The organism is Peptoniphilus asaccharolyticus DSM 20463 (genome assembly GCF_900176115.1).
In the GTDB taxonomy this organism is placed as follows: Bacteria; Bacillota; Clostridia; order Tissierellales; family Peptoniphilaceae; genus Peptoniphilus; species Peptoniphilus asaccharolyticus.
Window position 1 is genome coordinate 581,103 of the sequence record NZ_FWWR01000009.1, and the last position, 20,896, is coordinate 601,998.

The 20,896-nt window shown below is 32.0% G+C and carries 24 protein-coding genes and 1 pseudogene; 5 read left to right on the forward strand and 20 right to left on the reverse strand.

Features of this window, described 5'->3' with window-relative positions; all coding sequences use genetic code 11:
* Positions 1–8 precede the first annotated feature (8 nt).
* From recO to B8869_RS03555, 14 genes and pseudogenes are all read right to left on the reverse strand, one after another.
* Positions 9–695, reverse strand: coding sequence for a DNA repair protein RecO (recO, locus tag B8869_RS03490; protein WP_084230338.1), 687 nt, complete (start codon positions 693–695; stop codon positions 9–11).
* On the reverse strand, positions 692–1,582 hold the full coding sequence (gene era, locus B8869_RS03495) for a GTPase Era (RefSeq protein WP_084230339.1): 891 nt from the start codon (positions 1,580–1,582) through the stop codon (positions 692–694). Before era ends, recO begins: the two co-directional genes overlap by 4 nt.
* Positions 1,575–1,979, reverse strand: a complete 405-nt coding sequence (gene cdd, locus B8869_RS03500) for a cytidine deaminase (RefSeq protein ID WP_084230340.1) — start codon at positions 1,977–1,979, stop codon at positions 1,575–1,577. Before cdd ends, era begins: the two co-directional genes overlap by 8 nt.
* Positions 1,979–2,686 carry a diacylglycerol kinase gene (locus B8869_RS03505; protein ID WP_084230341.1) on the reverse strand — a complete coding sequence of 236 codons (708 nt, stop codon included), beginning with the start codon at positions 2,684–2,686 and terminating at the stop codon, positions 1,979–1,981. The genes cdd and B8869_RS03505 overlap by 1 nt, the downstream gene beginning before the upstream one ends.
* A 4-nt stretch (positions 2,687–2,690) precedes the next feature.
* Positions 2,691–3,137: an rRNA maturation RNase YbeY gene (gene ybeY, locus B8869_RS03510; protein ID WP_084230342.1), complete on the reverse strand. Its 447-nt coding sequence runs from the start codon at positions 3,135–3,137 to the stop codon at positions 2,691–2,693.
* Positions 3,137–4,093, reverse strand: coding sequence for a PhoH family protein (locus B8869_RS03515; protein ID WP_084230343.1), 957 nt, complete (start codon positions 4,091–4,093; stop codon positions 3,137–3,139). Before B8869_RS03515 ends, ybeY begins: the two co-directional genes overlap by 1 nt.
* A 72-nt stretch (positions 4,094–4,165) precedes the next feature.
* Positions 4,166–4,642, reverse strand: coding sequence for a hypothetical protein (locus B8869_RS03520; protein WP_084230344.1), 477 nt, complete (start codon positions 4,640–4,642; stop codon positions 4,166–4,168).
* Complete coding sequence (gene floA / locus B8869_RS03525) at positions 4,642–5,631, reverse strand: flotillin-like protein FloA (protein ID WP_084231051.1); 990 nt, start codon at positions 5,629–5,631, stop codon at positions 4,642–4,644. The genes B8869_RS03520 and floA overlap by 1 nt, the downstream gene beginning before the upstream one ends.
* A gap of 2 nt (positions 5,632–5,633) precedes the next feature.
* The gene (locus B8869_RS03530; protein WP_084230345.1) at positions 5,634–6,887 is read right to left on the reverse strand and encodes an NfeD family protein; all 1,254 of its coding nucleotides are present in this window, start codon (positions 6,885–6,887) and stop codon (positions 5,634–5,636) included.
* A gap of 36 nt (positions 6,888–6,923) precedes the next feature.
* Complete coding sequence (locus B8869_RS03535; RefSeq protein WP_084230346.1) at positions 6,924–7,370, reverse strand: GatB/YqeY domain-containing protein; 447 nt, start codon at positions 7,368–7,370, stop codon at positions 6,924–6,926.
* A gap of 10 nt (positions 7,371–7,380) precedes the next feature.
* A complete protein-coding gene (gene rpsU / locus B8869_RS03540; protein ID WP_040552761.1) occupies positions 7,381–7,563 on the reverse strand; it encodes a 30S ribosomal protein S21 in 183 nt (60 codons plus the stop codon).
* An 88-nt stretch (positions 7,564–7,651) separates the two neighbouring features.
* Entirely contained in the window at positions 7,652–7,990 is a 339-nt protein-coding gene (locus tag B8869_RS03545; RefSeq protein WP_084230347.1) for a histidine triad nucleotide-binding protein, read from the reverse strand.
* 11 nt (positions 7,991–8,001) lie between these two features.
* Positions 8,002–9,291 (reverse strand): tRNA (N(6)-L-threonylcarbamoyladenosine(37)-C(2))-methylthiotransferase MtaB, encoded by a 1,290-nt coding sequence (mtaB, locus tag B8869_RS03550; RefSeq protein WP_084230348.1) that lies wholly within the window; start codon positions 9,289–9,291, stop codon positions 8,002–8,004.
* A pseudogene (locus B8869_RS03555) lies at positions 9,288–9,473 on the reverse strand (RsmE family RNA methyltransferase); the annotation flags it as partial. The pseudogene B8869_RS03555 and the gene mtaB, both read right to left, overlap by 4 nt.
* 109 nt (positions 9,474–9,582) lie before the next feature.
* Between B8869_RS03555 and B8869_RS03560 the strand changes: the two are divergent.
* On the forward strand, positions 9,583–10,569 hold the full coding sequence (locus B8869_RS03560) for an IS30 family transposase (protein WP_084229742.1): 987 nt from the start codon (positions 9,583–9,585) through the stop codon (positions 10,567–10,569).
* Here B8869_RS03560 and B8869_RS03565 read toward each other — a convergent pair.
* From B8869_RS03565 to hrcA, 6 genes are all read right to left on the reverse strand, one after another.
* Entirely contained in the window at positions 10,561–11,121 is a 561-nt protein-coding gene (locus B8869_RS03565) for an RsmE family RNA methyltransferase (RefSeq protein ID WP_084230350.1), read from the reverse strand. The two genes, B8869_RS03560 and B8869_RS03565, sit on opposite strands and share 9 nt — an antisense overlap.
* Positions 11,097–12,017, reverse strand: coding sequence for a 50S ribosomal protein L11 methyltransferase (gene prmA, locus B8869_RS03570; RefSeq protein ID WP_084230351.1), 921 nt, complete (start codon positions 12,015–12,017; stop codon positions 11,097–11,099). The genes B8869_RS03565 and prmA overlap by 25 nt, the downstream gene beginning before the upstream one ends.
* A gap of 42 nt (positions 12,018–12,059) precedes the next feature.
* The gene (gene dnaJ, locus B8869_RS03575) at positions 12,060–13,175 is read right to left on the reverse strand and encodes a molecular chaperone DnaJ (protein WP_084230352.1); all 1,116 of its coding nucleotides are present in this window, start codon (positions 13,173–13,175) and stop codon (positions 12,060–12,062) included.
* A gap of 87 nt (positions 13,176–13,262) precedes the next feature.
* A complete protein-coding gene (gene dnaK / locus B8869_RS03580) occupies positions 13,263–15,080 on the reverse strand; it encodes a molecular chaperone DnaK (protein ID WP_084230353.1) in 1,818 nt (605 codons plus the stop codon).
* A gap of 15 nt (positions 15,081–15,095) precedes the next feature.
* Positions 15,096–15,629 carry a nucleotide exchange factor GrpE gene (grpE, locus tag B8869_RS03585; protein WP_084230354.1) on the reverse strand — a complete coding sequence of 178 codons (534 nt, stop codon included), beginning with the start codon at positions 15,627–15,629 and terminating at the stop codon, positions 15,096–15,098.
* Position 15,630: 1 nt separating this feature from the next.
* Positions 15,631–16,650, reverse strand: a complete 1,020-nt coding sequence (hrcA, locus tag B8869_RS03590) for a heat-inducible transcriptional repressor HrcA (RefSeq protein WP_084230355.1) — start codon at positions 16,648–16,650, stop codon at positions 15,631–15,633.
* Between the two features lie 359 nt (positions 16,651–17,009).
* Here hrcA and lepB point away from each other — a divergent pair, with 359 nt between their 5' ends.
* From lepB to rpsT, 4 genes are all read left to right on the forward strand, one after another.
* On the forward strand, positions 17,010–17,549 hold the full coding sequence (lepB, locus tag B8869_RS03595) for a signal peptidase I (RefSeq protein WP_084230356.1): 540 nt from the start codon (positions 17,010–17,012) through the stop codon (positions 17,547–17,549).
* 2 nt (positions 17,550–17,551) lie between these two features.
* Positions 17,552–19,360, forward strand: a complete 1,809-nt coding sequence (lepA, locus tag B8869_RS03600) for a translation elongation factor 4 (RefSeq protein WP_084230357.1) — start codon at positions 17,552–17,554, stop codon at positions 19,358–19,360.
* On the forward strand, positions 19,360–20,544 hold the full coding sequence (gene hemW, locus B8869_RS03605) for a radical SAM family heme chaperone HemW (protein WP_084230358.1): 1,185 nt from the start codon (positions 19,360–19,362) through the stop codon (positions 20,542–20,544). Before lepA ends, hemW begins: the two co-directional genes overlap by 1 nt.
* A gap of 67 nt (positions 20,545–20,611) precedes the next feature.
* On the forward strand, positions 20,612–20,875 hold the full coding sequence (gene rpsT, locus B8869_RS03610) for a 30S ribosomal protein S20 (RefSeq protein ID WP_084230359.1): 264 nt from the start codon (positions 20,612–20,614) through the stop codon (positions 20,873–20,875).
* Positions 20,876–20,896 lie beyond the last annotated feature (21 nt).

The window sequence follows — 20,896 nt, forward strand, 5'->3', positions numbered from 1 at the left end:
TACAATTCTTATAAAATTTTTAAAGAATTGAATTCGTGAATTTCTAAATTATATTTTATATAATCCGCTACTAAATTTAAAAGAAATAATGTTCTGCTTTTATCATATTCAAATACTATTTCATCTAATGAAGTATACAACAATTTTTTTAGGTAGTAAATATCTTCTATATTTAAAGCTACCCCTCCAAGATTTGTTACTCCACCTTCGTGATTTGAAAAATACGCCTCATCGACTTCTTTTAAATTCGGTCTATATCCCATATAGCTTATATATTTTAAGCTAAATGCCAAAACCAAAGCTTCGACATTTTTATTCTGATTCATCAATTTGAGTGTCTTTACTATTAAGTCGAATATAGTTTTATTTGTTTCTCCCTCTAAAAAACTTTTATCCACCATTTCAGATATAAATCCAGCTAAAACAATGGTGTTATATTCTCTTCTAAGAGAAAAATTCGAATCAATTATATTAATTGGCTCTATATAGTAAAAGTTTTTACCTTGAGTCAATTTACATAAAAAATGGCAATGGGGTTGGCTAAAAGTAACAAGCTTTGATTTGGGTCTAAGTGCACCTTTTGCCATTATACTTACTTTGCCTATCTCTCTTGTATAAGCCCTCAATATTTTACTAGATTCACTATACTTAGTCTCTGATAGTATGACTGCCTCAGTAGTTATTGCTGGTTTCATTGATATCCGAAATTCTTTAACTTAATTTCTTTCTCTCTCCAATTTTTCTCAACCTTAACCCATAACTTTAGATTTACTTTGTAATCTAATAGATTTTCTATTTCGATTCTGGCTTGAGTTCCGATTTTCTTTATCATGTCCCCATTTTTACCAATAACTATCTTTTTATGTGATTCACGTTCTATATATATATTTGCTTCAATGTCACATATTTCTTTATTGTCTCTATACTTCATTTTTTCTATTGAGACAGCTATTCCATGAGGAACTTCTTCAGATAAATTTCTAAGCGCCTTTTCTCTGATAAGTTCAGCGACAATAAATTTTTCTGGTTGATCTGTAACCAAATCCTCTGGATAGTATTGTGGTCCTTCAGGCAAATATTTTTTAAGCGCTTCTAAATATTCATTAACTCCGTCATTTTTCAAAGCTGAAATAGGAATTATTTCTGTAAATAGATCTAATTTAGAATACATTTCTATCAATTCAAATAAATTTTCTTTTTGAATTTCATCTATCTTATTAATTAATAATATAATAGGTGTTTTTATGTTTAGTTCTTTTAACGTGTTTACTATATATGAATCTAATTTTCCAATTGTTGGAGAACAATCAACTATATAAGTTATCACATCCACTTCATTAAGTGTAGACTCTGAAGTCTTAAGCATATAATCTCCCAATTTATTTTTTGGAGATTGTATTCCCGGTGTATCTAAAAATACTGCTTGAAAATCATCTTCAGTATAGATGAATGTAATTTTATTTCTCGTAGTTTGTGGCTTGTTAGAAATAGCAGATATCTTTTGACCAACTACTTGATTAAGTAGTGTACTCTTTCCAACATTCGGTCTTCCTATTATAGTTATAAAACCTGATTTAAACATTTTTCACTCCTAAGTCTTCAGGACCAAAGCTATGTGGTAGTAATTCTTCCAACGTAAAAACTTTATAATCCTCTGGTGTAGTAGCTATTATAATTTCAACATCCTTGCCAAATTCTCTAATAACCTGTCTACAAACTCCACACGGAAAAGTTTCTCCTCCGCTAGATACAATTGCTATCTTTCTAATTTCTCTGTGCCCTTCACTAACAGCTTTAAATATAGCCGTTCTCTCTGCACAATTTGTTGGTGAATATGAAGAAATTTCTATATTCCCTCCTGAGTAAACAGAACCATCAGCCATTTCAACTGCTGCACCAACTCTAAAGTTTGAATATGGCGTATATGAAGCATTATCTCTAGCTTCTATTGCCATTTCTATTAATTTATTATTTTCCATTATCCCACTACCTTAAATATCAAAATCGCCACACACGTACCTAGTATAGCTCCTGAAATCACTTCACTAATAGTGTGTATTTTTCCTTCCACTCTACTTTCAGCAACTAACAGTGCTATTCCAAATACAGAGAATGCGATAAGTGCCTTACGTGTAACCAACGAAATAATAGTAGCTGCACAAAATGCCAAAGCTGAATGCCCTGAAATAGCACCCCCTTGAAAATATGTGCCACCATTTTTCTTTGCTCTTATATATTTTCCTCCAACAGTTAAAATAAGAACTATCAAAACTGTTACAAATGCCAAGTGTTCATTCGAATTGGCAATTCTTCTAAGACCAAATTCAGTATATCTGGCAAATTTACTATAGAACAATAGATAAGCTACTATTAATGCATTTATAGCTGACAACATAACAGCTCCCGCTGAAACATCTTTTACATACTTAGCGATTGGGTTGTACTCTTGTACTATTAAATCAACTGTTCTCTCTATCGCAGTATTAATCATTTCTGCAACTACTACAAAAATTATAGACAGTAGGAGCACTAAAAATTCAGTCTTAGTAAAATCCATAAAGAGAGAAAGAAATATAGTTATAAGAGCTGCTATATAGTGGAACTTTAAATTTCGTTCTGTTTTTAATGCCGAAACTATTCCCTGAACTGCATAATTAAAAGAAGCGATAAATCCTCCCTTTTTCATACAATCACCTCAAAGTTCCCAATTTTTGCATAACAGCTTCTTCTATTTCTCTCATTTCTTTCTTTTCATCATCTTCCATATGGTCATATCCTAAAAGATGTAGAACAGAATGCACAGTCAAATAAGCTATTTCTCTCTCATTTGAATGTCCAAACTCTTCAGCTTGTTCAAGAACCCTTTTGGTATTTATAACAACATCCCCAAGCATTATAGGATGTATGTCAAATTCATCTTCCAATGGAAAAGAAAGTACATCTGTAATTTTATTCACACCTCTAAAGTCTCTATTTAGAGTTTGTATCTCTTCAGCAGTTACAAATGAAATACTTACTGTAACTTCATCATCTATTTCTAGATAATTTAAAGTTTCTTTAACAGCTTTCTTTATTAATTCATTTCCAGCTTCATCAAGATATACATCATCTTGTCTATCATCAAAAAGTATTTCCATTATTTTCTCTTTTCAAATTTATCATAAGCTTCTATAATTCTTTGCACTAATGGGTGTCTTACAATATCCTTTGAAGTTAAATAAGTTATTCCAACTCCTTTAACATTTTTAAGTATATTCAAGACTACCTTTAAACCTGAGGTTTTTGATTTTGGCAAGTCTGTTTGTGTTATATCGCCTGTGATTATGGCTTTTGAACCATATCCAAGCCTTGTCAAAAACATCTTCATTTGTTCATTAGTAGTATTTTGAGCCTCATCCAAAATTACAAAAGCAGAATCCAACGTTCTTCCCCTCATATATGCTAGAGGAGCAACTTCTATCATGCCCTTTTCTACATACTTATTGTAGTTATCTACTCCCAACATTTCAAAAAGAGCATCATATAAAGGTCTTAAATAAGGGTCTACTTTCATTTGTAAATCCCCAGGCAAAAACCCTAAGCTTTCTCCAGCTTCTACAGCTGGTCTAGTTAAAATTATTCTAGAAACCTCTTGATTTTTAAATGCCTTTACTGCACAAGCCATTGCCAAATAAGTTTTACCAGTTCCTGCTGGCCCAATTCCAAAACATACATCATTTTTCTTGATAGCATCTAAATATTTTTTTTGACCTAATGTTTTTGCTCTTATTGGCTTACCCATTGCAGTGTAAACTATTGTCTCATTTAACAGTTCAGCTATAGACTCTGTATGTCCATCTTTAACCAAACTTAATGCATAATCAAACTCGCTTTTTTCTAAAGACTTTTGTCTCAATATCAATTCGACTAAATTTTCTAATAAAATTTTAGCGAATTCAGCTCTTTCTCCAGTTACATTCAAAAAATAATCTGAAGCTTTTATATTTACATCAAAACTTTTTTCTATTGTTATTAAATACTCATCTAACTTCCCAAATAAAATCGGTCTTAATTCATTATTTAATTTAGAAATATCAACTTTTAACTCTGCCATTAATACCTCCTGTAACCTAAAATTATATCATAAACATGGCTTGTATTCTACATATACACACAAAAAGGGAGATTAGCTCTCCCTAAGTGATACTGGTTTATCCAAAATTTCTTTCATAATTATAGCCTTTACAAGTTCATCTCTAGTAAATTCTTTTTTTACATCTAACTCTATAATCTCATCATTGAATTCAGAGGATATAGGAGTATAATTGTCATTTTTTATATTTTCTCTTTCAGCTCGTATGCTTTCTAAAACTTCATTAGTTTCTTTTTTATTTGAAACTTTTTTATTTTCAGTCTTGTTAGCATATTTTTTTTGATCTTCCGGAGAGAGATGCGGCTTTATACTGTCAATAAAACTGCCTATTAAATCTTCTATAGAATCTTTATTTTTTCTATTATTATTTTTCTTAGGCTTATTATTTGCAACAGGCTTTATTTTTTCTGGATTTTTGTTTTCTATTGTTGTTTTCTTTTTATTTTCTTTTTTCTTGTCTATTAATAAATTTATTAAGATAAATATAATTGGAACTAATATTTTTCCCATTATTTATCATCTACCTTACCATCTGTTACATTTGATATTGCTTTTCTCATATCTGTATCAGAATTTATATTTTGAATTTTATAATAGTCCATAGCTCCTATGTTGCCACTCTTAAGTGCTTCTGCCATCGCAAGAGGAACTTGTGATTGAGCTTCAACAACTTTCGCTCTCATTGCTTCTACTTCAGCTTTCATTTCTTGTTCACGAGCTAGTGCCATTGCTCTTCTTTCAGAAGCTTTCGCTTCAGCGATTCTCTTGTCAGCTTCCGCTTGGTCTGTTTGCAGTCTAGCTCCTATATTTCTAGCGACATCAACATCCGCTATGTCTATTGATAGGATTTCAAACGCAGTGCCTGAGTCCAATCCTTTTTCAAGAACCATTTTTGAAATTGAATCAGGATTTTCAAGAACAGCTTTATATGTCATAGAAGAACCCACAGTAGTTACAATACCTTCCCCAACTCTGGCTATTATTGTTTCTTCTCCAGCTCCCCCTACTAATCTGTCTATATTAGCTCTAACTGTTACCTTAGCCTTTACCATAACTTCAATACCATCTTGAGCTACTGCAGATATATTAGGTGTCTCTATAACTTTAGGATTTACAGAAACTTGTACAGCTTCTAAAACATTTCTACCCGCCAAGTCTATCGCTGCTCCTCTTTCAAAAGGAAGCGGTATATTAGCTCTTTCAGCAGCTATAAGTGCATCTACTAAAGTATTTACATTACCACCAGCCAAGTAGTGACCTTCTAAATCTTCAATCCTTAAATTCAACCCCGCTTTTGTAGCCTTTATCATAGGATTAACTATTCTACCAGGTCTTACTCTTCTAAGTTTCATTCCAATTAAAGTTGATATTTTAACCTTAACTCCTGAGAAAAAAGCTGTTATCCAAAGTCCAACCGGTACAAATGAGAAGAAGAATATTAAAACTATTACAAATAGGATTATTACCCCACTTCCTAAAATCGCTCCACTATTAAACATCATTAAATTGTCCTCCTAACGTAGATTTTAGATTTTTCTACTTTTGATACTTCAACTTCAACATCTTTATCTATGTATCCATCTACAGAAATCGCCTCATACTTTGTTCCCATATATTCAATAAAGCCTGTAGGTTTCAATACAGTCTTAGTTATACAAATATCTCCAACATTTAGCTTAGCAGTATCTACACTTAAAAACCCTTCTTCAGACGATAACGAATTATTTAATCTAAGACTATTAAATAAATTTGTTTTCATTCCCTTTTTAACCATAAACATACCTATTCCTATAGTGACTATTATGGCGAGTGAGAGAGATTTAACAGCTACTTCTAAACTTCCCATAGCAAATATTACACCTAAGACTAACGAAACTATTCCACTTATACCCGCAATTCCAAATCCAGGCATCATAATTTCAATAAATACCAACACAATACCAAGAACAAAAATAGCCATCGCATACCAACTTGCATTTCCAGCAAATATATTTCCTGCAAAGAAGAGTCCAAAAGCCATTATACTCACTACTCCCCCAACTCCAAAACCAGGCATGAATAATTCTACAACACACGCCGCCATACCTATTATTAATAATAAAGATGAAATTGATTGGGATGAAATAACATCTAAAAACTTCATTCCCACACTCATTCTTGCAGTTTCATATTTATCTATGTTCTTATCCAGTAAAAACTGTTCAAAATTTTTATAAGTTTCATCGGATATTCCGAGGTCTTTGCTTTTTTGAGCATTTAAATTTAATAATTTGCCCTTCTCAATAACATTTTCTATTGCAATGTCGGAATCTGCCATAGATACTATTACATCTTTATTTCTTCCCCTTCTAGACGCTGTATCCTCTAATACAGACCTCCAATAAGAAAGTGTCTTTTCAGTATTTGGTATCGGCTCAGCAGAACCTATTGTAGAGCCTTCGACCATATAAACTTCGCTACTAGCTATTGTCAGAAGAACCCCAGCAGATTCCGCCTTATTATCTACTACAGAAATGGTTTTAGCTTCACAATTCATTATAGAATTTTTAATCTGCTCCGCCGAAATTATAGCTCCACCGTATGTGTCTATTTTAAATATAGCTGTATCTTCACTTGTCAAATTTTTTATAGATTCACTTACAAAATTAGCTTTTGCTGAATTGATTTCGCCTTCAACTGGCACAACCAAAACTTTTGCATCTACTCTTGTGAACAATAATATTGATAAAAAAACTCCTAAAATAATTTTCTTCATACTATACCTCTTTACAAAAAAAGCCTAAGGATTTCCCTAGGCTTTTAGTAATTTTCCAGCAACTGCACTTACGAGTTTACCGTCAGCTCTTCCTTTGACTTTAGGCATAACATTCTTCATAAGTTTACCCATGTCAGCGGAAGATTCTATTCCGTGTTCACTCATAACTTCTTTGATGATTTCAGTTAATTCTTGTTCATCTAATTGCTTTGGCAAATATTTAAGTAGTATTTCAATTTCAGCATTGGTCTTTTCAACTAAATCGTCTCTATCCCCACGCTTGAATTCATCAATTGCCGATCTTCTTTCTTTAACTTGTTTAGAAATTATGTCAAGTATATCGGAATCATTGAGTTCTGTTCTCTCATCTACTTCTTTTTGTTTGATGCTGGCACGTACAAGTGTGATAGTATCTTTAGCCAACTTGTCTTTGTCTCTCATAGCAGACTTTAAATCTTCCATGAGTTTGTCTTTTAGTGACATACTACACCTCTTAGTGTCTTGAACGCTTCTTTCTACGCGCTTCTTCAGATTTTTTCTTTCTTTTTACGCTTGGTTTTTCGTAATGTTCTCTCTTTCTAGCTTCTTTTAGAACTCCACTAGTGGCACATTGTCTCTTAAATCTCTTAAGAGCATTGTCAAGAGATTCATTTTCTCCAACTCTAATTTCTGACATTGTTTCCCCTCCCCTCATAGAAAGGTAGCTTTTCTTAGCTAATTCTTATTAATTATACACTCTAAAGCTTTAAATTTCAATATCTTTTTCAACCTGGTGGCCATTTCATACTTCTTCCACCTAATACGTGGAAATGAAGGTGTTCAACAGTCTGTCCTCCATCTTCTCGAGTGTTTGCTATAACTCTATATCCATCCTTTAAATTTTTTTCTTTAGCTATTTCACTTATCTTCAACATAATATGTCCAAGTAAATCTTTGTGTTCCTTGCCAACTTCATATAGAGAAGTTATATGTTGCTTTGGAATTACTAAAAAATGTTGTGGGGCTTGTGGGTCAATATCATTAAAAGCATAAATTAAATCATCTTCGTAAATTTTATCAGATGGAATTTCACCAGAAATTATTTTACAAAACAAACAATCCATTATATTCCCTCCTAACTTAAAACTACTTCGAAAGGTTCGCTTTCGTTAGATACTATTTTAACACTTTTGGTGATATTTTTTAAGTCATCTTGACTTTCAATTGAACATCTTAAATAGTTAGTTGAATATCCCACAAACTTACCATCAATTTCTTCTTCAAATAGGACATCTAAAGTATCTTGCTCTGAAGCAAATTTCTTCATCAACTTTTCATTTAACTCAATAAGCTTTTGAGATCTTTCGTGTTTTACCTGACCGTGGACTTGGTCAGTTCTTTTTGCGGCAGGAGTCCCATCTCTCATAGAATACTTGAACACATGTATTCTAGAAAACTCTACTTCTTCTACAAATTTGCATGTGACTTCAAATTCCTCGTCTGTTTCTCCAGGGAATCCGACAATTATATCAGTAGTTATTCCAGCTTTTGGCATATATTTTCTGATTAAATCAACCACAGCTTTGTATTCTTCGGTTGTGTATCTACGATTCATTTCTTTTAAGACTTTGTCACAACCACTTTGTAGCGACAAATGGAAATGATCGCAGAATTTTCCAGTAGCTATTGCTCTTTTTAAAAAATCTTCCGTTATAGTCATAGGTTCAACAGATGACATTCTAATTCTTTCAATACCATCAACCTTGGCTATTTCTTCTATTAATTCTATTAAGTTTTTTCCAGACTCTTTTCCGTAAGAACCTATGTGAATTCCCGTAAGAACTATTTCTTTATATCCAGCTTCAGCAAGCCTTTTAGCTTCTTTTACAGAATCTTCAATACTTCTTGATCTGATTCTACCTCTTGCATAAGGAATTATACAATAAGTGCAAAATCTATTGCAGCCATCTTGTACTTTCATGTATGCTCTGGTCATATCTGATTCTTTTGAGATATTTATAGGTTGAAATTCATAGTCTCCATCTAAACTTCTAACTACATTTATAGATTGTCCATTGCTTTGAAAATCTTCAACCATATTTACAATATCAGCACGTTCAGTAGTTCCCAACACTATGTCCACACCTTCAATAGAAGCTACTTCCTTCGGTGAAACTTGTGAGTAACACCCCACTACCGCAACTATGGCCTCAGGATTTTCTCTCTTTGCCTTTCTAATTACCTGTCTAGATTTTCTGTCAGACAAATTGGTAACCGTACAAGTATTTATTATATATATATCTGCAACTTCTGTTTCTTGGTCAACTTTCATATAACCTTTTTCTTCAAACAGTTCACTCATAGCTTCAGATTCATATTGATTAACCTTACAACCAAGAGTAGTTATAGAAAATGTTCTTTTCATCTTTCCCCTTCCAAACAATTAATAACATGGTAGCTAGCAGTAATCGCAGCTGTCTCCGCTCTTAATATTCTCTTTCCAAGAGATATGATATGCGCTCCATAAGATTTTAGTTTTTCTATTTCGCTATCCTCAAATCCACCTTCAGGTCCTATTACCAAAGCTATCTTTTTAGATTCAAGTTTTAAATCTGATAATTTATCATAACAAGTGCAACATAAATAAACTCATAGCTAATCAGCTGTGTTAATATGTAAGTGACCAAACAAAACATATTAAAAGGAGTGATTAACTATGAGCTATAACCATCTTACCATAGAAGAAAGATCTTGTATTTACCAATTTTTAAATTTAGGAATGAGTATAAGGAAAATTGCACAAGCACTTAAAAGGTCACCTAGTACAATATCTAGAGAAATTAAAAGAAATTCATCTAAGATAAAAGTTAGTAGGGGAAGTTACACTAAGTACTTTCCGATAAAGGCAAATGATAAATATATTGATAGAAGAAAAGACTGCCATAGAAAAAGTAAATTTTCTAAAGATGTTATTGATTATTTAACTGTAAAGATTAACGAACATTGGTCCCCTGAACAAATATCAAATAGAAACACAAATGAGATTCATGAATTACCATCTACATCAACGATATATAGAATGATACACGCCAAAAAGCTGCCAAAAACTAGTATGAAAAATTTGAGAAGAAAAGCTAAATTTAAAAGGCCAGCAGAAAAAAGAGGAAAATTCAATGATAAAGGTAGAACAATTAAGAAAAGACCTAAAGAGATATACAGAAGGCAAGAATTAGGCCACTGGGAAGCAGATACAGTGGAATCAGGCAGATTAGATCATAAAAGGAAAAGTAGATGTTGTTTCGTAACTTTAGCAGAAAGAAAATCTAGATATTATATAGCAATCCTAGTTGAAAATAGAAAGTCGGAAAGCGTAACACCAGCAATAATAAATGCATTAAAAGATTATCCAAAAGAATTAGTAAAAACAATAACCTTTGATAGAGGTAAAGAATTTTCAGAATTTGAGAAAATAGAAAAAGAATTAGGATGCAAAACTTATTTTTGTGATCCCTATTGTGCATGGCAAAAAGGTACAAATGAAAATAGTAACGGACTTTTGAGGGAGTTTTATCCTAAGGGTATGGATTTATCAGAAGTGAATATTGATGAATTAAATTATAACTTAAGTTTAATGAATAATAGACCTAGAAAATGTATAAAATATAAAACACCTAAAGAAGAACTTTTTGGTCTCTTACCATAGGTGTTGCATTTGATTTGACAATTCGTCATCTAAAAATCTAAGGTCCTCTTCATTTTCATAGCAAACTATCAACTCACCATCAAAATCCTTTAAATCTTCTATCTTTATTGGATGGTAAACTTGTGGAATATAATCTCTTTTGGATTGTTTAGCAGCAACCTCTGAAATTTTTTGCCATCTATCAATTTTCTTATCAGTCTTTTTATCAATGTCACTTACATTTCTCTTAGCTATAAGTGGCCTTATTGAATAAACACCAACTTCTATGGCCCCTTTTATTGCCGCTTCCATCTTATCGCTCTTCAAAATAGCTTGCACCAAAGTCAATTGGACATCACTTTCATGCTTGTTTTCTACTTTATCCAGAATCTTTAACGTTACATTCTTTTTTTCAAAACTTTCAAAAAGAGCTTTGTATACTCCTGACTCTGTTACCACTTCAACCTCTTCATCTTCAGATATTCTAAGAACCCTTACAAAATGATGAGAGTTTTGTTTGTCTAATATAGCTTTTTGAATATCTTCTGTTAATCTTCCAAAGAATCTGTACATATTCTACCTACTACAAGAGCCCAGCCATTCTTTTCTCTTTTTTCAATTATTTCAAATCCATTTTCAATTAATGCTTCTTCTACCATATATATTTTCTCTACTATAATTCCTGATGATATAAATATCCCATCATCTTCAAGATGCTTCTTTAAATCAGGTACCATTTCAGTTATTATTTCTGCAATTATATTTGAAACAATAATATCAGCCTTTCCATCTACTACATCAAGTAGATTTGCAGTGTGGATTTCAACCTTATCTTCAACATTATTAAGTATTGCATTCTCTTTACTAACTTGTGTACATTTAGAGTCTATATCTACAGCTACTATTTTTTCAGCTCCTAATTTAGTAGCTGCAACGCCTAAAATACCTGAGCCACATCCTATATCAAAAACTGTATCTTCTTCTATTACATAGTCCTCTAAAGCTTCAAGACACATATAAGTTGTCTCGTGAGTTCCTGTACCAAAAGCCATTCCCGGTTCTATATATATTTTATTTTCATGTGTTCCTTCATATTCTAACCAAGATGGAATTATTACTAAACTCTCTCCTATTTCAACTGGCTCATAGTATTTTTTCCAATTATTTGCCCAGTCTTCATCATCTGTTTCTTCAATTTTAAGTTCACCTAGAGAATATAATTGCTCTTTTAATCTTTCTACAATTTCTATTTCTGACTCTTGGAAGTAAATCTTAAAAGTTCTCATTCCAGGTTCTAAATTAAGAATTCTCTCATCAACAAAATCCCAATCTTTTTCTGTTTTGTCTAATTCTTCAATTATTTCTTTTCCTTCTTCTTCAAATATATAAATGTCATTATCATATAAAACATTTAAAATATCTTCACGATTTTCATCTTTTGCCTTTAAGACTAATTCTATATACTTCATTTTATCCCCCTGTAAAAAAATAGACAAAATCTAAGATCTTGCCTATTCAAAAAACTCTTTCAATTTATCAAACAATGACTTATTTTCTTGAACAGTATCCTTACTCTTTTCTCTAAGTTGTTCAAGTAATTCTTTCTGCTCATTACTTACTTTTTTAGGAACAATTATATTTACAGTGAAATATAAATCTCCATTCCCTTCTCTTTTTACATATGGAACACCTTTACCTTTTAATTTAAAAGTTGTACCTCCAGCTGTTCCGGAAGGGATTTTATAGTCTGCCAATTCTGTCAGAGTAGGAACTTTTATTTCTGCTCCAAGAACTGCATCCATATAAGTTATAGGAATATTTAAGTGTAAATCAAATCCACTTCTCTTAAATACTGAATCCTCTCTAACCGTAATATATATAAACAAGTCTCCATTTGGCCCGCCATTTTCTCCAGCATGTCCTTGGCCTTTCATAGATACGATAGTATTGTTATCTACCCCTGCTGGTATCTTTACCTTGACCTTTTTAGTTATTACTTCTTTTCCTGTTCCATGACAGTACTTACAAGGCTTTTCAATAACCTCTCCAGTTCCATGACACTTATCACATTCCACAACTCTTACAAATCTTCCAAATGCAGAGTTGGTTTCCACTCTGACTTGACCTGTCCCGTGGCACTTATCGCAAGTTTTCTTTTCAGAACCTTTTTCTGCGCCTGTGCCTTCACATACATGACAGTTTTGTCTAACTCTCAAACTTATTTCTTTTTCTATTCCAAAAACAGCTTCTCTAAAGTCAAGTGTTATATCATATCTAATATCATCGCCCTTAATCGGACCCCTGTATTGATTCGAACCCCTAAATCCAGAAGAACCTCCGAACATATCGAATATATCTCCAAATATATCTGAAAACCCTCCAAATCCTGATGATTCAAATCCACCACCATTTAGACCTTCTTCTCCATACCTATCATATTTCTGTCTTTTATCTTCGTCAGACAAAACTTCATACGCTAAATTTATTTCTTTGAATTTAGTTTCAGCTTTTTCATTTCCTGGATTCAAGTCTGGATGATATTTTTTTGCAAGTTTTTTATATGATTTTTTAATTTCAGCTTGAGATGCTCTTTTCTCAACTCCTAAAATTTCATAAAAGTCTCTCAAATTTTCACCACATTTCTAAAATTATATTTTAACCTTTTTAGCAAAAAAAATAAAGCTAAATCGTGTGATTTAGCTTTAAAATATTAATTATTCTTCATCCTCATCCACAACTTCATAGTCTGCATCTACAACATCTTCTTTTTGTGTATCAGATTGTCCTGCTTCAGGATTTGCATTTTTATAAATTTCTTCAGAAACTGCATAGAAAGCTTTTGTAAGTTCTTCTGTCTTAGCTTTAATTTCATCTAAGTTCTCAGAATCTTTAACTGATTTTAATTCTTCAATAGCTTTTTCTATATTTTCTTTATCTTCTGGTTTAATCTTGTCTTTAACTTCTTCTAAAGTAGATTCAGATTGATAAATCATTGAGTCAGCAGTGTTTCTAGCTTCAATTAAATCCTTCTTCTTAGCATCATCTTGAGCATACATTTCTGCTTCTTTTACTTTCTTTTCTATTTCTTCATCAGATAAGTTTGTAGATGATGTTATTGTAATGTGTTGTTCTTTTCCAGTTCCTAAATCTTTTGCAGAAACATTTACAATTCCGTTTGCATCTATATCAAATGTTACTTCAATTTGAGGGATTCCACGTCTTGCTGGCGCAATTCCATCTAATTGGAATCTTCCAAGAGTTACATTGTCTCCAGCCATTTGTCTTTCACCTTGAAGTACGTGAATATCTACTGATGTTTGATTGTCAGAAGCTGTTGTGAAAGTTTGACTCTTCTTTGTTGGGATTGTAGTGTTTCTTTCAATTAATCTTGTTGTAACTCCACCCATTGTTTCAATACCTAATGATAATGGTGTTACGTCCAATAATAGAAGATCTTTAACGTCTCCTGATAATACCCCACCTTGAATTGCTGCTCCTAGTGCAACACATTCATCAGGATTGATATCTCTTTGTGGGTCTTTTCCAACTAAAGATTTTATAAAGCTTTGAACAGCTGGAATTCTTGTAGAACCACCAACTAAAAGTATTTTATCTATGTCTGATGGGCTCATTCCAGCATCTTTCATAGCATCTAAAACTGGTTGTTCAGTAGCTTTAACTAAATCTTTTGTAAGTTCATCAAATCTAGCTCTTGTTAAGTCCATATTCAAGTGAAGAGGACCTTCAGCTGTTGCTGTAATAAATGGTAAGTTGATGTTTGTTGACATAGTTGAAGAAAGTTCTTTTTTAGCTTTTTCAGCTGCTTCTTTTAATCTTTGAAGACTCATCTTGTCAGCTTTTAAATCTACTCCGTGTTCTTTTTGGAATGATTCTGCTATAAAGTCTATAATCTTCTTATCAAAGTCATCTCCACCAAGTTTGTTGTTACCTCTTGTTGCGTGTACTTCAAATACCCCATCAGAAAGTTCAAGGATAGATACGTCGAATGTACCACCGCCAAGGTCGTATACCATAACTGTTTGTAAATCTTCATCCTTATCTTCGCCATAAGCTAAAGCTGCAGCAGTAGGTTCGTTTACAATTCTCTTAACTTCAAGACCTGCGATTTTTCCTGCATCTTTTGTAGCTTGTCTTTGAGCATCTGTAAAGTATGCTGGTACTGTAATTACTGCTTCAGTAATTTTTTCTCCAAGATAGCTTTCTGCATCTGATTTTAATTTTTGTAAAATCATAGCTGAAATTTCTTGAGGTGTATAATCTTTTCCATCTATAGAAACTTTATAATCTGTACCCATGTGAGTTTTTATAGATTGAATTGTTCTTTCTGGATTTGTTATAGCTTGACGTTTTGCTGTTTCTCCAACAAGTCTTTCTCCGTCTTTTGTGAATGCTACAACTGATGGTGTAGTTCTATTTCCTTCGATGTTAGGGATGATAACTGATTCGCTACCTTCCATAACTGCAACTGCTGAGTTTGTTGTTCCTAAGTCAATTCCGATAATTTTTCCCATTTTAAATTCCTCCTATTATTGTGAAACTTTAACCATAGCCGGTCTAAGTACTTTTTCTTTCATTTTATATCCTTTTTGTAAAACCTCTATTACAAGGCCTTCTTCTACACCTTCTCTTTCCTCTACAAGTACTCCGTGGTGTAAATTAGGATCAAATTTTACATTTAATTCATTTATTTCTTCTACTTCATATTTTTTGATAAGCTCAACTAATTGATTGTAAATTAATTCAACCCCTTCAAAAAATCCATCTTTTTCAGACTCTTGTAATAGAGCTCTTTCAAAATTATCAACAACTCCAAGCAAATCTAAAATAACTTTTTGAGAACCTAATGATAGGTAATCTTTCTTTTCATTTTCAGATCTTCTTTTATAGTTTGTAAAATCTGCCTGTAATCTTATCAATTGTTCTTTTAATTGATTTTCTCTTTCAGACTCTTGCTCTTCTTTATTTTCTTCTGCAATTACTTCTTCTGCTGAGTCTTCAATAACTACCTCTTCAGTTTCTAAATTTTCTTCTTTGCCATCTAAGTCTTTCTCGTTCACCATCTCACCTCAACATATTGTCTATAGCTAATTTCAAATTATCTCTGATAATTTTCACATTTTGAATTTGGCTTCTATAGTCCATTCTGATAGGACCTAAAATCCCAACTTTACCTATTAGTTCTCTATTTTTATCATGAAAAGAAGATACTATAATTGAATTTTCCTTTATTATATCTATCTCGTTTTCATTTCCTATTATCACAGTTAGATCTTCATCTACTTCGTTTAGCTTATCTGCCAAATAACTGCTCTCCATAAGGTTCATTATGTCTATTACTTGACTTTTATCTATTTCATCTTGGAAATTAAATACATTCTTTATTCCATCATAAAAGAAATCTATTTTTTCAACTTCCTTATTAAAATCAGATATGGTTCTTACTACATCTGTTATAAAATTGGCCCATTGTGCCATAGAACTTGATATGGAAATATCCAATCTATCTAACTCCATAAGATTTATTCCAACTAAATTATCACTCAGTAGTGAATTTATATTTTCCAGTTCGCCTTCAGTTATCTGCACATCTAATTTGAAAAAATGTTTTTCAACAACTCCCTTATCGCCTACTACTAAAAGAAGTACTGTTAAAGGATCTATCAAAACTAATTGCACAAGTTTTATTCTAGCGTCCGGTTTTTTAAATGATATTACATAAGAAATATAATTTGACTTCTCTGCTAAAATTTTTGCAGCATTTCTAAATACATCATTTATGCTATCTGCACCAGTTAACATAATTTCCATTAAGTTATCTCTTATAATTTCATCATTTAAAAAATGTTTTTGAAGTTCATCTACAAAAAATCTATAAGCTTTAGCAGATGGAATTCTTCCAGCTGAGGTGTGCGGTTTATTTAAATAGCCTAAATCCTCTAAATCCGCCATTTCATTACGAATGGTCGTAGAACTAACTCCCAGATTAAAGTCCTTGGAGATTGTCCTCGAACCAACTGGACTTGGAGAACTTATATAGGAATTTATAATTGCGTTTAAAATTTCTACCTTTCTCGAATCCATGTTACCACCCTTTTGTTAGCACTCTTTTTATTTGAGTGCTAAAGCTTATGATTAAATATTATACGTTTAGTCAAAGAATGTCAATACTTTTTATAAAATTTTTTTGACCATTATTTTTATTAACTTATTAAGTTAAAATAAAACTATATTTCCTATATCAACCAAATATTACTATTAGTTAGTAAAATTCTATCCCCCCTCAATTTATACTTAAATTCAAAACTTAAATCACTTTAAATTTACTTTTCTTAACATTCTTCAAACATTTGTAAAAGTAGTTATAATTTTAAAATTAGTGAATATATGGTAAAATATTTTAATGCTATAAGCTTTAAATAGCAATTAAAGGAGTTATGAAAATGAAAAATGAAAAAAAAGAAAATGTAGTTCTCAGTTACATAAGTACTTTTGCTTTTGCAATAATACTTGCTCTACTTATTAAAACTTTTATATTTAGTTCTAATATGGTCATGGGAGAGTCTATGCAGCCCACTCTTCATCAAAATGATAGGCTGATTGCTATGATACTTCCCTTACGTTTTAAAGATCCTGAAAGATCAGATATTGTGATTATAGATGCTCCGGATGAAAAAGGAAAAGAATATATTAAAAGACTTATTGGTAAACCTGGAGATACTGTTGAAATAAAAGGCGGTGAGGTTTACTTAAATGATTCTAAACTTCAAGAATCCTATATTGATTCAGGTGTTTACACTGAAATATACGATCAATCTTCATGGACTTTAGGAGAAAATGAATTTTTCGTAATGGGTGATAACAGAAATCCTGGCAAGAGTTTGGATTCAAGATACTTTGGACCTGTAAAAAAAGATGCCATTAAAGGTGTCGTTAAATTTAGATTTTGGCCATTTAGTGATTTTGGCATAATTGGAGGTTAAATTTGTCTAGACAAAAAAATATTAGAAATTTTTCTATAATCGCACATATTGACCATGGAAAATCTACGCTGGCAGATAGACTTATAGAAATGACGGGAATGCTCACTTCAAGAGAAATGGAGTCACAAGTTTTAGACTCTATGGACTTGGAACGTGAAAGAGGTATAACAATAAAATTAAAGGCCGTAAGATTAATCTATAAAGATGAAAATAACGAAGAATATATTTTCAACTTAATAGACACTCCCGGACACGTCGATTTTAACTATGAAGTATCTAGATCTTTAGCAGCTTGCGAAGGAGCTATAGTTGTAGTTGATGCAAGTCAAGGAGTTGAGGCTCAAACTTTGGCGAATGTATATCTTGCTTTAGACCAAAACTTAGAATTAGTTCCTGTTATAAATAAAATAGACTTACCTAGTGCAAGAATAGACGAAGTAAAAAAAGAAATAGAAGATATAATTGGAATAGACACTGAAGGTGCACCACTTGTATCTGCAAAAAAAGGTATAGGCATTGAAGATGTATTTAAAAAGATTATTGAAGATGTCCCTGCTCCTCACGGTTCAGAAGACAAACCTTTAAAGGCTTTGATTTTCGATTCTTATTACGACTCATACAAAGGTGTTGTTTGTTATATAAGAGTTCATGACGGTTCTATAAAACCTGGCGATGAAATTCGTATGATGGCAACAGGAAAAACTTTTGAAGTTGTTGAGGTTGGTGTAGTAACTTCTTCTCACATAGCTCTTAACTCGCTACAAGCCGGGGATGTTGGCTACATCACCGCAAGTATTAAAAATGTTAAAGAAGCTACAGTCGGAGATACTATCACTCATAAAAACAATCCTACTGACAGTCCTTTCCCTGGATACAAAAAAGTTGTACCTATGGTGTACTGTGGTATCTACCCTGGTGAAGGAGAAGAATATACAGAAGTAAGAGATGCACTTGAAAAGCTTCAAGTAAATGATGCTGCTCTTGATTTTGAAGCAGAAACTTCAGTTGCACTGGGCTTTGGTTTTAGATGTGGTTTCTTAGGATTACTACACATGGAAATCATTCAAGAAAGACTTGAGAGAGAATTTGACTTGAATATCGTAACAACTTCACCATCTGTTATCTACAAAGTAACTACTACTAGCGGTGAGCATTTGGATATTCAAAACCCAACAAATCTTCCTCCTGTAACTGAAATAGCATCTATAAAAGAACCTATTGTACGAGCTGAAATTATGACTCCTACTGACTACGTTGGAGCAGTTATGGATTTGTGTCAAAACAGACGTGGTACATTTATAGATATGACATATCTTGAAGAAACTCGTGCTCTTATAAAATATGACCTTCCTTTAAACGAAGTAATATATGATTTCTTTGATGCTCTTAAATCAAAAACAAGAGGATATGCTTCCTATGACTATGAACTTACTGGCTATCAAGAAAGTGATTTGGTTAAACTCGATATACTTATCAATGGTAATCTTGTAGATGCTTTCTCAATAATAGTTCATGAGTCCACTGCTTACAACAAAGGAAGAAGAATATGCGAAAAACTTACTGATGTAATACCAAGACATCAATTTGCCGTTCCTATACAAGCAGCAATTGGAAATAAGGTAATTGCTCGTGAAACTATAAGAGCTCTTCGTAAAGACGTGCTTTCTAAGTGCTATGGTGGAGATATCTCAAGAAAGAGAAAACTTCTTGAAAAGCAAAAAGAAGGTAAGAAGCGTATGAGAATGGTTGGAGATGTAGAAGTTCCACAAGAAGCCTTCTTAGCCGTACTCAAATACGACGAGGAAAAATAATGAATACTTTAAATTTCAAGTCCCAAGAATTTTGGGACTTTTTAAACACCCAAGGGGCAGAAGAACTTTCCCTCTATATTCATATTCCATTCTGCGAACAAAAATGTCTCTATTGTGACTTCTATTCAGAAGTTTCAAAATCAGACACTCACTCAATGTATGTAGATTCGCTTATCAATGAACTAAGTGAGTACAAAGATTATCTATCTAACAAAAAAATTGTCTCTATATTTATAGGCGGAGGAACGCCCAGCGCTATCTCTCCTACTCTTATAAGAAAATTCATGAACTACCTCAAATCAATTGCTTTCCTTTCAGAAGATTGTGAAATAACTACTGAGAGCAATCCAAATTCTCTTTCAGATAATTCAATTAAGACTTATATCGAAAGTGGAATAAATAGAATTTCTATGGGTGCTCAAAGTTTTAATGACAAAATTTTAAAAACCATCGGTAGAATTCACACTGCTGATCAAATATACAAGGCAATCGACTTACTACAAGCTAATGACTTTAAGAATTTTAATTTAGATTTGATGTTAGCTTTGCCAGGTCAAACTATTTCAGATATAGAAAAATCTATTGAAATAATTAAAAAATATGATGTCCCACATATATCGTATTACTCTTTAATTCTTGAAGAAGGCACTCCCCTATACAAAAATATGCATCTCTATAATTTCCCAGATGAAATTTCAGATAGGAAAATGTATAGATTTGTAGTGAATGAACTTGAAAAACTTGGTTTAAAGCAATATGAAATATCTAATTTTTCTAAAAATAATTTTGAATGCAAACACAATTTGAGATATTGGAAACTTAAAGACTACATTGGCATAGGATGTTCTGCACAATCAAACATAGGAAATATTAGATACTCGAATGTAACTTCACTAAAAAATTATTTAAAAAATAAAAATGATTATGTCTTTGAAAAATTAAATAAAATCGAACGTTTGAATGAGTATAATATGCTTGGACTCAGGTTGAATTCAGGGATTGAGATAGAAGATGTAAATTTCAAATTCAATATTGACTTTGAAAAAGAATACCATGATGTTATTATAAAAAATATAGAAAATAAACTTATAACGTTAAATAATGGTATAATAAAGCTGACAAATCATGGAAAAGATTTATCAAATGCGGTAGAATTAGACTTTACAAGAATACCTTGTAATTAAATCTTGCAATTACGAGATAATAATGCTAAAATAACAAGAGCGCAAATTGAGTGTGGAGGTGAATTTCATGGCAAATATAAAATCAGCAATCAAAAGAATAGACGTTGCAAAAAGAAATGCAGCACGTAATAAGTCTGTTAAAACTGAAATTAAAAATTATATTAAAAAGTTTGAATCAGCTATTGATAGTGGAAAAGTTGAAGAAGCAAGAGAGCTTTTAAAACTTACTGACAAGAAGCTTAAAAGAGCTGTTACTAAGAATGTTTTTCATAAAAATAATGCATCAAGAAAAATATCTAAACTTGCTAAAAAATTAAACTCTGCAAAATAATTGATTACATCAGATAGATTA

Coding starts and splice junctions, on each gene's coding strand:
- recO (WP_084230338.1), bottom strand. CDS start 695: ATGAAACCAGCAATAACTACTGAGGCAGTCATACTATCAGAGACTAAG.
- era (WP_084230339.1), bottom strand. CDS start 1,582: ATGTTTAAATCAGGTTTTATAACTATAATAGGAAGACCGAATGTTGGA.
- cdd (WP_084230340.1), bottom strand. CDS start 1,979: ATGGAAAATAATAAATTAATAGAAATGGCAATAGAAGCTAGAGATAAT.
- B8869_RS03505 (WP_084230341.1), bottom strand. CDS start 2,686: ATGAAAAAGGGAGGATTTATCGCTTCTTTTAATTATGCAGTTCAGGGA.
- ybeY (WP_084230342.1), bottom strand. CDS start 3,137: ATGGAAATACTTTTTGATGATAGACAAGATGATGTATATCTTGATGAA.
- B8869_RS03515 (WP_084230343.1), bottom strand. CDS start 4,093: ATGGCAGAGTTAAAAGTTGATATTTCTAAATTAAATAATGAATTAAGA.
- B8869_RS03520 (WP_084230344.1), bottom strand. CDS start 4,642: ATGGGAAAAATATTAGTTCCAATTATATTTATCTTAATAAATTTATTA.
- floA (WP_084231051.1), bottom strand. CDS start 5,631: ATGTTTAATAGTGGAGCGATTTTAGGAAGTGGGGTAATAATCCTATTT.
- B8869_RS03530 (WP_084230345.1), bottom strand. CDS start 6,887: ATGAAGAAAATTATTTTAGGAGTTTTTTTATCAATATTATTGTTCACA.
- B8869_RS03535 (WP_084230346.1), bottom strand. CDS start 7,370: ATGTCACTAAAAGACAAACTCATGGAAGATTTAAAGTCTGCTATGAGA.
- rpsU (WP_040552761.1), bottom strand. CDS start 7,563: ATGTCAGAAATTAGAGTTGGAGAAAATGAATCTCTTGACAATGCTCTT.
- B8869_RS03545 (WP_084230347.1), bottom strand. CDS start 7,990: ATGGATTGTTTGTTTTGTAAAATAATTTCTGGTGAAATTCCATCTGAT.
- mtaB (WP_084230348.1), bottom strand. CDS start 9,291: ATGAAAAGAACATTTTCTATAACTACTCTTGGTTGTAAGGTTAATCAA.
- B8869_RS03560 (WP_084229742.1), top strand. CDS start 9,583: ATGAGCTATAACCATCTTACCATAGAAGAAAGATCTTGTATTTACCAA.
- B8869_RS03565 (WP_084230350.1), bottom strand. CDS start 11,121: ATGTACAGATTCTTTGGAAGATTAACAGAAGATATTCAAAAAGCTATA.
- prmA (WP_084230351.1), bottom strand. CDS start 12,017: ATGAAGTATATAGAATTAGTCTTAAAGGCAAAAGATGAAAATCGTGAA.
- dnaK (WP_084230353.1), bottom strand. CDS start 15,080: ATGGGAAAAATTATCGGAATTGACTTAGGAACAACAAACTCAGCAGTT.
- grpE (WP_084230354.1), bottom strand. CDS start 15,629: ATGGTGAACGAGAAAGACTTAGATGGCAAAGAAGAAAATTTAGAAACT.
- hrcA (WP_084230355.1), bottom strand. CDS start 16,650: ATGGATTCGAGAAAGGTAGAAATTTTAAACGCAATTATAAATTCCTAT.
- lepB (WP_084230356.1), top strand. CDS start 17,010: ATGAAAAATGAAAAAAAAGAAAATGTAGTTCTCAGTTACATAAGTACT.
- hemW (WP_084230358.1), top strand. CDS start 19,360: ATGAATACTTTAAATTTCAAGTCCCAAGAATTTTGGGACTTTTTAAAC.
- rpsT (WP_084230359.1), top strand. CDS start 20,612: ATGGCAAATATAAAATCAGCAATCAAAAGAATAGACGTTGCAAAAAGA.